Origin of the sequence: Microcystis sp. CS-574 (genome assembly GCF_028329095.1) — a bacterium.
Classification (GTDB): domain Bacteria; phylum Cyanobacteriota; class Cyanobacteriia; order Cyanobacteriales; family Microcystaceae; genus Microcystis; species Microcystis ichthyoblabe_A.
In genome coordinates, this window is record NZ_JAQMSY010000151.1 from 14,703 (window position 1) to 28,700 (window position 13,998).

The 13,998-nt window shown below is 44.8% G+C and carries 10 protein-coding genes, 1 tRNA gene and 1 pseudogene; 9 read left to right on the forward strand and 3 right to left on the reverse strand.

Going from position 1 to position 13,998, the window contains the following annotated elements:
• Positions 1–491: 491 nt before the first annotated feature.
• Complete coding sequence (locus tag PN470_RS11935; protein WP_272104586.1) at positions 492–3,569, reverse strand: hybrid sensor histidine kinase/response regulator; 3,078 nt, start codon at positions 3,567–3,569, stop codon at positions 492–494.
• A 106-nt stretch (positions 3,570–3,675) separates the two neighbouring features.
• Between PN470_RS11935 and PN470_RS11940 the strand changes: the two genes are divergently transcribed.
• The gene (locus PN470_RS11940; protein WP_002752805.1) at positions 3,676–4,338 is read left to right on the forward strand and encodes a class I SAM-dependent methyltransferase; all 663 of its coding nucleotides are present in this window, start codon (positions 3,676–3,678) and stop codon (positions 4,336–4,338) included.
• A 110-nt stretch (positions 4,339–4,448) separates the two neighbouring features.
• On the opposite strand, the gene PN470_RS11945 is transcribed toward PN470_RS11940, so the two are convergent.
• Positions 4,449–4,535 (reverse strand) — tRNA-Ser (locus PN470_RS11945).
• Positions 4,536–4,597: 62 nt separating this feature from the next.
• Between PN470_RS11945 and PN470_RS11950 the strand changes: the two genes are divergently transcribed.
• Entirely contained in the window at positions 4,598–5,539 is a 942-nt protein-coding gene (locus PN470_RS11950; protein WP_002794375.1) for a homogentisate phytyltransferase, read from the forward strand.
• Between the two features lie 51 nt (positions 5,540–5,590).
• A complete protein-coding gene (locus PN470_RS11955; RefSeq protein WP_223210807.1) occupies positions 5,591–5,818 on the forward strand; it encodes a hypothetical protein in 228 nt (75 codons plus the stop codon).
• A gap of 12 nt (positions 5,819–5,830) precedes the next feature.
• Here the strand turns inward: PN470_RS11955 and PN470_RS11960 are convergent, their stop codons facing one another.
• Positions 5,831–6,571: an FkbM family methyltransferase gene (locus PN470_RS11960; protein WP_271937019.1), complete on the reverse strand. Its 741-nt coding sequence runs from the start codon at positions 6,569–6,571 to the stop codon at positions 5,831–5,833.
• Positions 6,572–7,143: 572 nt separating this feature from the next.
• Between PN470_RS11960 and PN470_RS11965 the strand changes: the two genes are divergently transcribed.
• The 6 genes and pseudogenes from PN470_RS11965 (at position 7,144) to PN470_RS11990 (ending at position 13,724) form a co-directional block, all read left to right on the forward strand.
• Positions 7,144–7,512 (forward strand): 2Fe-2S iron-sulfur cluster-binding protein, encoded by a 369-nt coding sequence (locus PN470_RS11965; protein WP_271937021.1) that lies wholly within the window; start codon positions 7,144–7,146, stop codon positions 7,510–7,512.
• Positions 7,513–7,526: 14 nt separating this feature from the next.
• Positions 7,527–8,348: an inositol monophosphatase family protein gene (locus tag PN470_RS11970; protein WP_271937023.1), complete on the forward strand. Its 822-nt coding sequence runs from the start codon at positions 7,527–7,529 to the stop codon at positions 8,346–8,348.
• A gap of 37 nt (positions 8,349–8,385) precedes the next feature.
• Positions 8,386–9,324 carry a J domain-containing protein gene (locus tag PN470_RS11975; RefSeq protein WP_272104587.1) on the forward strand — a complete coding sequence of 313 codons (939 nt, stop codon included), beginning with the start codon at positions 8,386–8,388 and terminating at the stop codon, positions 9,322–9,324.
• A 38-nt stretch (positions 9,325–9,362) separates the two neighbouring features.
• Positions 9,363–10,580, forward strand: coding sequence for an ATP phosphoribosyltransferase regulatory subunit (locus PN470_RS11980; RefSeq protein WP_272104588.1), 1,218 nt, complete (start codon positions 9,363–9,365; stop codon positions 10,578–10,580).
• Between the two features lie 704 nt (positions 10,581–11,284).
• Positions 11,285–12,362, forward strand: a pseudogene (locus PN470_RS11985) (bluetail domain-containing putative surface protein); the annotation flags it as partial.
• 495 nt (positions 12,363–12,857) lie between these two features.
• Entirely contained in the window at positions 12,858–13,724 is an 867-nt protein-coding gene (locus PN470_RS11990) for a 6-pyruvoyl trahydropterin synthase family protein (protein WP_271937041.1), read from the forward strand.
• Positions 13,725–13,998 lie beyond the last annotated feature (274 nt).

Sequence of the window (13,998 nt, forward strand, 5' to 3'; positions counted from 1 at the left end):
AGAAGAACTGCAATTACAAGAACATCTGCAAGCTATCGGCAAAATCCTCAGCAATTCTCAGTTTTAGACACAGCAAGCCTTTTAGGGATTTAAAGAACATTTTAAAGGGGGATTTTTGGGGCAACTTTGGGTGTACTATCACGTCAGAAGACCGAAGACTCGTGAAATGAAATTCGCCATCCCATTGAATTTTACCCCATATTATGCGAACTAACTCCCAAAAGCCTTATTACAGGGCAAATTTAGAATTGCTGGCCTATTTTCCCCATACTTTCTTCCTGAGTCCTGAAATGCTTATCATACTAAATCCGTTGAGTATGGACTACATATCAAGAGAGGCACTCAGGCAAAACGGAGAATAAATAATCAGTTTTTAATAACTGAATTTAGCATCAGTTGTACTTAATTTAAATGAATCAACCCTAGGGAGCAGGGGGGATCGAACCTAAAATCCATTTTAAATTTGATTATAACCAGCTACTGAACCTCAGCTAATCCACGGAACTTTCTTTCTGGATTAATACCTCACCAGCGATTAAACGTTGGGCTGCTGAAAGTAAAACATCCTCAATATAGGACTTGACAAAATAACCTTTTGCCCCTTTAGCGGCGGCAAGATGCTGCATTTTTTGCGTCCCTTGGTAGGCAATTATCGCCACTGGTATCCCCTGAAGTTGTTCATCCTCTTGCAGACGAGAGAGTAATTCTAAGCCATTCAGGCGAGGCATTTCGATATCGCAGAGAATCAGATCACAAGCTAATCCGGCCTGTAATTTTTCCCATGCTTCTAAACCGTCCTGGGCCTGTTCAATGCGATAACCAGCTTTAACCAAAGAAATCGCTAACATTTCCCGCACTATTAACGAATCATCGACAATCAAGACGAGAGGACTCGATTGTGCTAACAAATTAGCGGGATCACTATCAATAATCGTTGTATCGGAGGATGAAAGCTGATTAGAGGTCGCTTTAATACTATTAGCTAGTAATACTTCCCCCGCAATCATTCTTTCAGCTGCCGAGAGTAAATCTATTTCCGTGTAGGGCTTGGTAAAATAACCACTGGCCCCTAATTTCGCCGCCACCTGACGATGACGTTCCGAGCCTCGGGAAGTCAACAAAGCCACGGGAATCGTCGCTAATCGGGGGTATTTTTGCAAATTAGACAGTAATTCCAGGCCATTCATGCGGGGCATCTCGATATCACAAAAAACGATATCACAGGGCAAACCACCGCGTAATTTTTCCCAAGCTTCTTGACCATCCCGAGCTTGTTCCACACGATAACCAGTTTTACTAAAGCTTAAAGAGAGCAATTCCCGAACAGTAATCGAATCATCGACAATCAGAACCATAGCCTCGGATTTTTGGCTAATTTCCATATCTACAGGCGGTACGGATTGGCGCCAAAGACCACCGTTATCGATACGCAGACGACCGCTGGCGATGTCGATCAACTCTAACACATCGCCGACGGGCATCACCCTACCATCGCCTAAAACCGTCGCCCCAGCAATCCCAGCCGTTTTCGGAATCGGTCCTTCGATCTGTTTGATCACGATCTCCTGTTCCCCGATCACTCGATCCACCTGTACCGCGAGGAGATTATTACCACCGCGCAGGATCACGATCGCAAAAGAGTCCTTCCTCTGTTTGCCGGTGTAAAAACTACCGCGACTAAGTTGTCGATTGTAGGAAAGCAAATCGCTCAAGGGTTGGAAAGGTAGTAAAGTGTTTTGCCAGAAAACGCAGCGCCGTCCCTCCCGATCCATTTGGATATCCCTGGCCTGGAAATCCCTCACATCTTCCACTCCGTCCATGGAGAAACCGATGCGAGCATGATTACTAACACAACAGAGGGCCTTACAGATACTCAGGGTTAGGGGTAAACGGAGGGTAAAAGTGGTTCCTTGGCCCAGTACCGAGTCAATAGTAATCGTCCCGCGCACATCGATTAAACTGGTACGCACCACATCTAAACCCACCCCACGACCGGCAAAATCATCGGCCTGATCTTTGGTACTAAAACCGGGATGAAAAAGAATTTCATAGAATTCTTGGGTACTGAGGTTTTGAGCTTCCCGATCGCTGATCAGGCCTTTTTCGATCGCCTTAAGTTTAACCAGATTAACATCAATACCGGCCCCATCATCACTAACGGTGATCACGGTTTGATTGCCCTGTAGGAATGCCCGGACCGAGATCGTACCGTGGACGGGTTTGCCTTTGGCCAGGCGTTCTTCGGGTGATTCAATGCCGTGGGTGATCGCATTGTTGACCAGATGGATCATGGGACTATTGAGATTTTCGAGGATCATCTGATCGATGAGAACACCCCCTCCTTCCACTTTTAATTTGGCTTGTTTGTGCAGTTTCAGGGAAATATCGTGAATTGCCCGGGGTAGATGATCGGCAGTTTGACTAAAGGGAACCATGCGCGATTTGGTCATCCCTTCCTGTAGTTGGGTGGTAGCCTGTCGCAGACTGCGCGTCACCTGATCGGTTTCATCGACGACAAATTGAATATCAGAGGTCGATTCTCGCACGCGCACGATCAATTCGATCATCTCTTGGGATAATAAATGGAAATCGGTAAAACGGTCGATCTCTAGGGCATCTAGTTCCCCAGTCATAGCCGAATTGCCCTGATTTTTTCCCTGAACTCCACCATAACCGATCGCACCGCCAGCATTGCGACTAGCCAGTAAAGCCCCTTCTAGGAGGCTTCTTTCATAGAGCTCCTGCATCCGAACGCCCACATCGCTGAGATTTTGGACGCAGGTTAGCAAATTATCTAAAAAGAGACGCAGGCGATCCTGTTCCTTTTCAAGGCGATTGCGTTTAACCACCAGTTCCCCGATCAGATTGCTGAGGTTGTCCAATTGTTTGATCGGCACCCGCATCGTCTGTTCAAAAGCTTTACCAACAAGGGGACGCAGGTTATTTAACCCAACCGGTGGATTGGTTTCTTCGAGGAGTTTTTCTAAATCCTTGAATTCAGGCTCTGGGGAGCTTTCCGTGGCAATTTCCAGTGATTCTAACCGTTGGAGAGGTTCTGTCGCGGCCAGAGGCTCCCCTGCTGTGGATTCCCAGAGGAAGACCTCTAGGGATTCAAAGATGTCTGGCAGTAGCGATTGCGCCGGTGGAGTGGGTTTTTCCAGAAAAGCTTCTAAGTCTTCGAGGCTGTCGTAAAAATTCGGGTTGCTGATGGTTATAATTGCTTCTGAGTCCTGGACTGTTGCATTTTCTAGCAGCAGCGATTCCAGATCATCCCAATCTTCGGCTTCTGACTTGGCAGCAGTCCCACGGGTAGAATGAAGATCATTAGTGGCGGTTTCTTCCCAATTGATGCTATCGCCAAAAAGTTCCTCTAATTCCTGTTCTAAGGGCAAGAAAGACAGGGTTTGGTCAAGAGAAGCCCCATACCTCGCCGCAGGCGGGGAAATCTGCTCAAATAAAAAGCTCAGTTCGTCTAGAGCCTCATTACCCTCGGTGTCTTTGTCTTCTAAACTCTCTAACAACTGTTCGAGATCTTCGTTAAAGAAATGATCCGAGTCGGGTTTCATCATGATTTCCTTCCTGCCAAGTCTTCCTGTTTGGTTAACCAATGCGCTCTCTCTAGCTTCAGATTACCCAGAATTTTACCCGATAACTCTATTCTTTAGCAATTTTTTTATGGCTAATCAAACTCTTGGACTCGATCGACAATTTTACTCCTATTATCAATCTATCTGTCTGCGAGAATCTCCGATTTTAGCTCAATTACGTCAAGAAACTGCCTCTCAACCCCTGGCAGTCATGCAGATTGCCCCCGAACAAGGTCAGTTTATGGCTTTTTTGGTACAGGCGATCGGGGCGAAAAAAGCCCTAGAAATAGGGGTTTTTACCGGTTATAGTGCGCTAGTGGTAGCCTTAGCTTTACCCCCGCAAGGCAAGCTCATCGCCTGTGATCTGAGCGAAGAATATACCAGTATAGCCCGCCGTTATTGGCAGCAGGCCGGTGTCGCCGATAAAATCGATTTAAGAATTGCCCCGGCCCTGGAGACTTTAGATAAATTAATCGCCGGGGGAGAAAGTAATAGTTTTGATTTTGTCTTTATCGATGCCGATAAAAGTAATTATGATTGCTACTACGAACAGGCGTTACAATTGGTCAGAAGCGGCGGAATTATCGCTATTGATAATGTTTTTTGGTCAGGACGGGTAGCGACGGCCGATAGCAATGATAATCGCACCAAAATTATCCGTTCCCTTAATGCCAAAATTCAGCAGGATGAACGGGTCAATATCAGTATTATTCCTATTGGTGATGGTTTGACCCTGGCCATGAAAAAGTGAAGAAGTTAAGGAGATTAGAAAAGCTTTTGCTCTTGCGGAAACCACCCAGGACAACGCTACATCCCTTAAGCTCCTTAACGACAGCACTAAGTTATAAGTTATCAGTTCAACGGAGAGGGTGGGATTTGAACCCACGTTAGGTGTGACCCTAAAGCAGATTTCGAGTCTGCCGCATTCAACCACTCTGCCACCTCTCCACAGGGTTTGAGTCTGGATTATTATTTTAACAGATTACTTGTCCTAGGATTGATTTTTTTTTATGAATCAAGCTCCTTTTCTTCCAGTTAACCATCCCCGGCCTAACTTTCTCGACCGGTTAGGGAGTCTCTGGAAATTTTCCCGTCCCCATACAATTATCGGCACTTCTTTAAGTGTTTTAAGTCTGTATTTGATTGCTTTAGGCAATATTAGCGATTTTTTTAGCCATTGGTCGGTTTTATTGCTCACTTGGACTGCTTGTCTTGCGGGTAATGTCTATATCGTCGGTTTAAATCAGTTGGAAGACATCGACATCGATAAAATCAATAAACCCCATCTTCCCCTAGCCAAGGGCGAATTTTCTCGGTTAACAGGCGGGTTGATCGTGGGGTTTAGCGGTATTTTAGCAATCATACTGGCTTTTATCGGTGGTTTTTGGCTGTTAATCACCGTGGGGATTAGTTTACTCATCGGTACTGCCTATTCCTTGCCACCAGTGCGGTTAAAACGCTTTCCCCTCTGGGCAGCCTTCTGTATTTTTACCGTCCGGGGTGTCATCGTTAATTTAGGTCTTTTTCGCCACTACAACACAGTTATTAATCAAAATCAGTCTATCTATCCCTCAGTCTGGGTTTTAACCGCTTTTGTTCTCGTTTTCACCGTTGCGATCGCTATTTTCAAGGATGTTCCTGACCTAGAAGGCGATCGCATTTACCAAATTACCACTTTTACCCTGCTGCTCGGCCCAGAAAAAATCTTAACAATTTCCCTCTTGACAATTTCTCTGTGTTATGCAGGTATGATTGTCGTCGGTCTCTTGGGAATAACGGGAATTAATTCTCCTCTGGCCATTGTCGCCCATCTGCTCCTACTTGTTCTTCTTTGGTGGCGTAGTCGCGGAGTAAATTTAGAAGATAAAAGCGAAATCAGCCGATTTTACCAATTTATTTGGAAATTATTCTTCCTGGAATACCTGATATTTCCCCTTGCTTGTTTAATATAAAAATATCTCCTTTTGTTAGGTAGTTTTATTATCACTCAAAATGGGGCAAATATGCAGGGAACTTTTATCACTCCCGTGACTTTAAGAGTCGAGAAAACTAATACAGGTGAGCGCATTTTAGCCACGGGTAGCGAGGAGTTTTTTCTACTGATGACCGTGCAGAAAAGTCGTCCCCCAGCAGTTAAAATTATCGGCAAGGGATTAGATGCGATCATGCAAATTGGCTCCCAGGAAATCTCAATTATCGACGGTGCAGTTAGATTAAAAGAGATTAAGTAATAGTTTCCTCAATTATGATTGATTATCCCAACGTTTAAATAAAACATTTAGATAGTCTATCGCATTACCGCCACCCCAATACGGAACTAAATCATAGAAACCTATTGGATTAAAATTATAAGGTTCTAAAAACTTTTTCAATTCAAAAAAATTAGTATGATCTTTATCCTTATTCCGGAGAGTAGTTTCGGCAAATATATAGCGAATTTTTCCCGCTTTTAAAGTATTTAATGCTCCTTGTAAAACTGGAATTTCAAAACCCTCTGTGTCTATTTTTAAAATGTCTATGTATTCAACATTAACCAGATTATTTTCGAGAAAGCTATCTAATTTTGTTAAAGTAAATAGTTCCACTGTTTGATCATTTTGTAGGGATAAAGAGGGATCAGGTTTTGCTTTCAAAGAATTGGTTTCTTTCGTCCCTATGGTAACTATTTCTTCTTGTCCATCTCGATCTGTAAGAGCTAATTGATAGCAAAAAATGTTAGTATCTTTGCTGGTAGCGGCTTGTAGTTTTTGGAAGGCTTTGGTGACTGGTTCAAAAGAATATATCTTGGCTTGGGGAAACTTTTGACGATAGTGAAGTGCCGATTGTCCTAAATTAGCTCCCACATCAAAGATGATCTCTACTTTTAAATTGGGAGAGAGTCTATTAATATCTTCCTTATAATCACACCCAAAGGGTAAATACTTGGTCTTATATAGAGCGAAACCCCAAGAATTTAATAGTCTTTTAGCAGCTATTTTTAACATTATAATTTCTTAACAAATGGTTTGACTCGTATTGTAGCTGATTAATGTCACTTTGTCAAGGGGAAAGGAAAACTAAACAGTGTTTCTCCTATACATCGGATCATCGAGCATAACCTGATTTGATGCTGACTTGTAATTGATAATAACTGAGTAATGCAGTATTAAGAGACAGGCTAAATCCTTAGGAGAGATTTACAAAATTGTAACCAATCTTTTCAAATAGATAAATCGTGCGTCAATCTATTCCCAGCCTGAAACCTTATAAGTCTCTCTCTCCTAAACGTTTTGTGAGGACTCTTAAACATTAATCAACTTCATTGTAATTTAAGAAAAGATGCTGATTTTTCGCCTATCTCAAGCGCGTAGATTTTTGAGGATTAAAGATGATGGTAGGAGATTCTTAGATTTAGGCAAATTCCCCGAAAACCGCCCCCCTTTGTCAGGAAGCATTTATAGAGATTATGATGACTATTTGAGCAATGATTTATGATATAATCAAGACGGCTGACCAAAATAGCCCCTAAATTCAGAACTATCTAGAATTACAGCTTTAATTTCCGCCTAACTAAACTATGACTAAATATCATCAAATCACCGTTAACAATCGTCAGACGGGCGAAAAAATTACCACCACCGTTCCTGAGGATAACTATATACTCCACAGTCTGGAAAAACAGGGCTATCAATTACCCTTTTCCTGTCGCAATGGAGCTTGTACCAGCTGCGCGGTCAGGGTATTATCAGGAGATATCCATCAACCAGAAGCGATCGGACTATCGCTGGAATTAAAAGCCAGAGGTTATGCTTTACTTTGTGTCAGTTATGCCCGTGGCGATATGGAAGTAGCCACCCAAGACGAAGATGAAGTCTATGAACTGCAATTCGGTCGCTTTTTTGCTCGTGGGAAAGTGCGTTTTGGTTTACCCTTAGATGAGGAATAGATTAGGGATTAATCGTGCTAGATACCAGCAGCCAATTAGAAAAATACTTAGACATTGCCAGCGAAGCCGCCCTAGCGGCGGGAACAATTATCCTCGATAATTGGGGTAAAATCGAGACAATAGAAGAAAAAGGGCGATCGGGCGATTTAGTGACGGAAATAGATCGTCGAGCGGAAACAGAAATTCTCAAAATTATTGGCCGTCACTTTCCCAAACACGGGTTTTTAGCGGAAGAATCGGGAAAACTGCCAGGGACCGATAGCGACTATCTCTGGGCGATCGATCCTCTCGATGGAACCACCAACTATGCCCACGGTTATCCCGTATCCGTCGTCTCCATCGGACTACTGATCGCAGGGAAAGCAGCAGTGGGAGTCATCTATAACCCCTTTAGAAAGGAACTATTTCGGGCAGCCCAGGGTTTGGGGGCCACCCTGAACCGTCGTCCCATCCATGTCTCCCGGACCGGTGAACTAGAAAAAAGTTTACTGGTGACGGGTTTTGCCTACGATCGCTGTCAAACCTCCGATAATAATTATGCCGAATTCTGTTATTTGACCCATCTGACCCAAGGGGTACGCCGCAGCGGTTCCGCTGCCAACGACTTAACCGATGTGGCCTGTGGGCGCTTAGATGGTTATTGGGAACGAGGGATTAATCCCTGGGATCTGGCCGCGGGAGTTATTCTGATCGAAGAAGCTGGGGGTAAAATTAGCGCCTACGATGAGAGTCCTTTTTTGATAGAAACGGGGCGAATCCTGGCTACTAACGGACAGATTCACACCCCCTTAAGCCAAGCTCTGCAAAAAGCGGCCTCTTGGAGCTTTCAGTTTTAATGCGATTATCATTTTGATTAAAGTTAGGATACTCTCTATGACTTTTCCAATTTCCCAGGGATTATTTCAATATGATTTAATCGATCACTTCGCTATTTTAGGAGTCTCGATCGATGCCGAACAGGAGGAGATTCGCCAGCGTTACTTAAAAATCGCCTATAAACTCCATCCTGATACCTGTCGCACTTACACCCCCGATGAAAAGGAACAGGCTCATCAGTTACTGGCAAAATTAGTTAACCCCGCCTACGAACATCTGAGCCACGATCTATCTCGCGAAGAATTTCGCCTTGTTTTAGCACAAATGGGCAAGGCAATGGGGAGAGATTTGAGTAAAATCACCATCAGTAGCGAACCAGCCAGAAAACTAGCCCAATCTAGCGCCAACTACGAATTAGCCTATCAAAAAATCCTGCAATCTTTGGCGATCGATCAATATACCGCCCTGGAAAATACCTATCAGAAAATCGCCCAACTCAGTGAACTCAATCTGGTTTATCTGATCTTAACCGAAGGTAGGGGCAACAGGAAAACCACCCCGAAAGTCTTTATCTCCCAGGGCAATACTAACCAGTCCGAGTTAGTGGTCGCGGCTGTCACCACGGCAGCCCCAGCTAAAGCGAAGGAATCGCCCCTAGAAGCCTATATTCGCCGCGCCCAAGCTTCTCTTGACGAAAATAACCCCGCCCAAGCTTTGCGAGAATTGCGCGATGCCCTGCGGCAAGAACCGGATAATGGCATCTGTCACGCCCTGATCGGTTTAGCCTACCTGCGACAAAATCAACTATCCATGGCCCGGGTTCATATTAATCGCGCTTGGCAAACCAACCCCAAAGATGCGACGGTGATTAGGAGCAAACGGGAACTAGATAAAGTAATTAATTCTAATACTGAAATGCCAGACCAGAAAGGACAAAAAGAGGAAGGAGAGCGCAAGGGCGGTTTTTGGTCTCGATTTGGTGGTAAAAAGAAATAGGACTGACCAGTGCCACCGATTTTGATTAGCAAACTCCCATGATTCATCAACCCCCGGCGGGGACAAGGGATTTATTACCCCTAGAAGTTACCCAAAAAGGCTGGATTAATGATCGCCTTCAGTCTGTCTTTCAGCGTTGGGGCTATCAAAGGATCGTCACCTCCACCATTGAATGGCTCGATACCCTCACCGCAGGCGGTACGATCGATCCCAGCACCGTGATCCAACTCCACGGGGATAGTCAAGGACTATCGGGATTACGCCCTGAATTAACCGCTTCCATTGCCCGTAGTGCCGTCTCCCGCATGAGTGGGGAGTCCTATCCCCAACGTCTCTGTTATCGGGCCAACGTTTTTCGTCGCCCTAGCGCCGGTTATCACGGTCGTCAAGTGGAATTCTATCAAGCAGGGGTAGAACTGCTCTTTTCTGGCGGTTTACTAGCTGATGCCGAGATTTTACTGCTCTTGGCTGACTGTTTCGATAGTTTGGCCGTCCCTAACTGGCAGATTATTTTAGGAGAAGCGGGTTTGACTCGTTCCCTACTTTCCCCTTTTCCCGGTCCCTTACGCGAACAGGTGAAACGCTGTTTAGCCCTCCTGGACTACGTTAGCCTCGAAAATCTTCCCTATCCCAACGAAATCCTCCGGCAGCAAGCCCGACAATTATTTCATCTGCGCGGTAATCCTGAGGATGTCCTCGCACAAGTGGCAGTATTAGCCCAGGAAGAATCAGCCCAAAAAGCCGTTAATAACCTTAAATCCCTAGTAGAGCTGCTTAATGCTGATCGCTCTGGTCCTTTCCCCCTAATTCTCGATTTAAGTCTGATTCAAACCTTTGATTACTACACCGGCATCGTTTTTAAGGCGGTTAGTGATCACCAGCAAAATCTCAGTATTTTAGGCCAGGGCGGACGCTATGATCAATTATTGGGCGTTTTTCATCCCCAGGGCCAATCGGCTCCCGGTATCGGTTTTTCCCTGAATATCGAAGAACTGCACGAAAGTTTATTATCAGGGCAGACTTTACCCACCCAAGCTCCCCCCCTCGACTGGTTGCTTATCCCTTTGGGTAATAACGCCCAGATAGCGACTTTTAGTAAAGCTCGCTCCCTTCGCACCAGTGATCCGAATCTGAGGGTGGCGATCGATTTAGGTGGTCGCAGCGAGGCACAAATTCGCACCTATGCCCGCGATCGAATGATTAAAAATCTCGCCTGGGTGCAAGAAGATGGTTCCGTGATCGAAGAATCTCTCTAAAAGGGGTCAAAAGCGGCGAAAATCCTGTCTTTTATCCGCTGCTATAGGACTCTATCTAGGGTTTGCGGCAAAAAGTACGGGCGAAGCATTCGGGCAATAACCTATCGGTGAAACCGTAGATTTTTTATCCGAATGCTTCGCCCCTACAGAACGCGGGCCGATGAAAACGCAAGGTTTTGAATCACGATTCCCTCAAAATCTTGCACTTGTTTCGCGAGAATAGACCTCAGCATAATGACACTCTAGCTAATGCGATCAACACGGGAATCAATTCTCAAGGAAATGCCAGCGTATCACTGACAGGATCCATTGGAGATAACTACTTTCTCGCCGATCTGAGAGATGATATGGATTTTTATCGCTTTCAGGGAGGAGCGGGAGATCGCATCGAATGGAAGATTACAGCCGATGGCTTTCCTTGGTACTTAGCAGATTTGGTTTTTGGTGGAGTTTTATACAATGCTAATGGCAATAGAATACAAAATTCTTCCCAGAGTGGTTCGGGTACCTATGCGTTTATTTTGCCGGCTAATGGACTGTACTACCTAGCCGTATGGGGAGGACTGGGGCGTCCATTTTCTGGGACGTTTGCTGATGTTAATCCCAACCTGTTCCCTCGCAGTATTGGTAATGCCGTTAGGACAGGAACCTATACTATGTCCCTCAATCTGTTTGATAATACGCCTAATTATCCGTCTCCTCCTCCTGCCACCCTCGCTATTGCGGCCACCAGTGCCAATCAAACCGAGGGCAACAGTGGCAGTAAAGCCTTCACTTTCACCGTCACTCGTTCGGTTAATACCACGGGAACCAATAACGTTAACTGGGCAGTTACCGGCACCGGCAGCGGCAGCAATCCTGCTAATGCCACTGATTTTGTCGGAGGAGTGTTCCCGTCAGGAACCGTGAGTTTTGCGGCGGGAGAAACCAGTAAAGTGATTACTGTTAACGTTTTGGGAGATACAACGGTAGAACCAAACGAAAACTTTACCGTCACCCTCTCCACTCCCACCAACGGCGCTACTATTACCACCGCTACTGCCACGGGAAGCATCAATAATGATGACTTTATCGGTACTTCTGGTCCGGACACCCTTGTGGGAACCTCTGGAGCAGATGCCATGACTGGATTAGCCGGAAACGATACTTATACGGTAAATGATGCCGGGGATTTGGTCATTGAAGCTCTCAACCAGGGAACCGATACCGTGCAAGCTTCCATTTCCTACACCCTTCCTAACAACGCGGAAAATCTCCTTCTCACTGGTACTGGTAATCTTAATGGCACGGGTAATGGCTTAAATCCAGATTACAGGGAATAGTGGCAATAATAACCTCAATGGTGCTGCTGGAGTCGATACTTTAACTGGTGGGGTGGGGACAGACATCTTCATCTTCCAATTTAGTCAGTCCACCTCGGCAGCCCTAGACCAGGTTACGGATTTTGCTATTGGTACTGATAAAATTGACCTGCTTAGTCAAGCTGGTGCGGCAATTAATGCCCCTGTCGCTTTTACCCGGGCAACAGATAGCACCACGACCAACATTAACACCATTGTTGCTAACGTCTTTACCGATGCTAATGGGGCAACAGCCGGAAATCAAGCTCTCGGAATTAACAGTGCTGTTTTAGTACGGGACAATAGTTCTTCTACTTACCTAATTATCAACGACGGTACGGCGGGTTTCCAAAGTGCTAATGATTTGGTGATTAATCTTACCGGGTTAACGGGTACTTTACCGGCGCTCGGCCCTATTGCAGTCAATAGTTTCTTTGTCTAGATTGATGGGGTAATTCTCCCCTTTTAATGCTCCCGTTCAAGTAATTTTGATACAAAAAAAGTTAAGAGGCTCTTCTCGACTTTGTGTTATAAGTAGCTGGTTATAATTAAATTAAAAATGGATTTTGCCTCTGATCCCCCCTTAGTCCCCCCTTGATAAGGGGGGTGCCGATAGGCGGGGGGATCTGAAAGTTTTTAATACCTATCTACTTAAGTAGTTATCAAGTCACAAACATTTAAAAAAAGAAATAGGTTTATATTGGGGTAAAATCCAGTTTAGAATGGCCACAAGACCCAGAAAAAAGAAAAAAATTCAACAGAAACTAGCGGAATATTTAAAAATAGCAAAATCTCAATATAGACTCACAGCGATCGCACCATACCAGAATTGAGGGATAACTTTCCCCAGTCTGCAAGCTGGGGGGGACAAAACTGGTTTATGCTAGAAAGGGTTACTCTTAACGTAACTTTACAAAGTCATCGATCGCCCACATTTATGGATTGCATCATCAATCGTCGAGCGCGGTTTTCAGCCAGCCATCGCTATTATCTGCCAGAATGGGACGAAGCCGAAAATCAAAGACGTTTTGGTCTTGGTAGCCGTTTTCCCGGTCATGGTCACAATTACGAATTATATGTCTCCCTATACAAAGAACTCAATCCTTATGGCATGGTGGAGAATCTCTCCACCGTTAAACAGGTAATTAAACGAGAGATAACCAGTCAATTAGACTACTCCTATCTCAATCAAGTCTGGCCGGAATTTCAGCAAACCCTACCCACCACAGAAAATATCGCTAGAGTTATCTGGCAAAGATTAGCACCCTATTTACCATTGGTCAAAATTCAACTATTTGAACACCCCGAATTGTGGGCAGAATATCAAGGAAAAGATATGGAAGCAACTTTAACCATCAAAACCCATTTTAGTGCCGCTCATCGTTTGGCTTTACCGCAATTAACCCTGGAACAAAACTCGGAAATCTACGGCAAATGCGCCAGGGTAAACGGTCATGGTCATAATTATCACCTAGAAGTATCCGTGGCGGGAGAAATCGATCCCCGCACTGGTATGATTGTGGATCTAGGGGATTTACAAAAAGCGATCGATGAATTGGTAGTAGAACCCTTCGATCATACTTTTTTAAATAAGGATATTCCCTACTTTGCCGAAGTGGTTCCCACCGCGGAAAATATTGCCCTACATATCGCTCAACTATTAGAGGAACCAATCCGCCAATTAGGGGCCCAATTAGATAAAGTTAAACTAATTGAAAGTCCCAATAATTCTGCCGAAATCCACTGTCGTGGTTTGGTTCAAGCTCCCCGACAACTTCTAGAAAAAACCCTGACAGCCGTTTAATTGCCTGTTAGTTAAGGTGATTAGGGTGAGCATGGCTCACCCTGATGGATTTAATTAGGGCTTGCTGAATAAATCTAAAAACCTTGTTGGATAACGCTTTTAGACTTTTTTTGCCTCAAAAAGTGCCGACCTTTGGAGTGATTGGGGGGAAAATCCCTGGACTTTTTTCCTGAAAATTAGGTAATTGACCACATGAAAATGAGTAAAACCCCACACCCCACACCCCACACCCCACACCCTACCCCCAGGAAAAACTTTTTCACCAGACCCTAAC

Bases quoted from the DNA above. Each gene is read 5' to 3' on its own strand.
- PN470_RS11935 (WP_272104586.1), bottom strand. From the start codon at position 3,569: ATGATGAAACCCGACTCGGATCATTTCTTTAACGAAGATCTCGAACAG.
- PN470_RS11940 (WP_002752805.1), top strand. From the start codon at position 3,676: ATGGCTAATCAAACTCTTGGACTCGATCGACAATTTTACTCCTATTAT.
- PN470_RS11950 (WP_002794375.1), top strand. From the start codon at position 4,598: ATGAATCAAGCTCCTTTTCTTCCAGTTAACCATCCCCGGCCTAACTTT.
- PN470_RS11955 (WP_223210807.1), top strand. From the start codon at position 5,591: ATGCAGGGAACTTTTATCACTCCCGTGACTTTAAGAGTCGAGAAAACT.
- PN470_RS11960 (WP_271937019.1), bottom strand. From the start codon at position 6,571: ATGTTAAAAATAGCTGCTAAAAGACTATTAAATTCTTGGGGTTTCGCT.
- PN470_RS11965 (WP_271937021.1), top strand. From the start codon at position 7,144: ATGACTAAATATCATCAAATCACCGTTAACAATCGTCAGACGGGCGAA.
- PN470_RS11975 (WP_272104587.1), top strand. From the start codon at position 8,386: ATGACTTTTCCAATTTCCCAGGGATTATTTCAATATGATTTAATCGAT.
- PN470_RS11980 (WP_272104588.1), top strand. From the start codon at position 9,363: ATGATTCATCAACCCCCGGCGGGGACAAGGGATTTATTACCCCTAGAA.
- PN470_RS11990 (WP_271937041.1), top strand. From the start codon at position 12,858: ATGGATTGCATCATCAATCGTCGAGCGCGGTTTTCAGCCAGCCATCGC.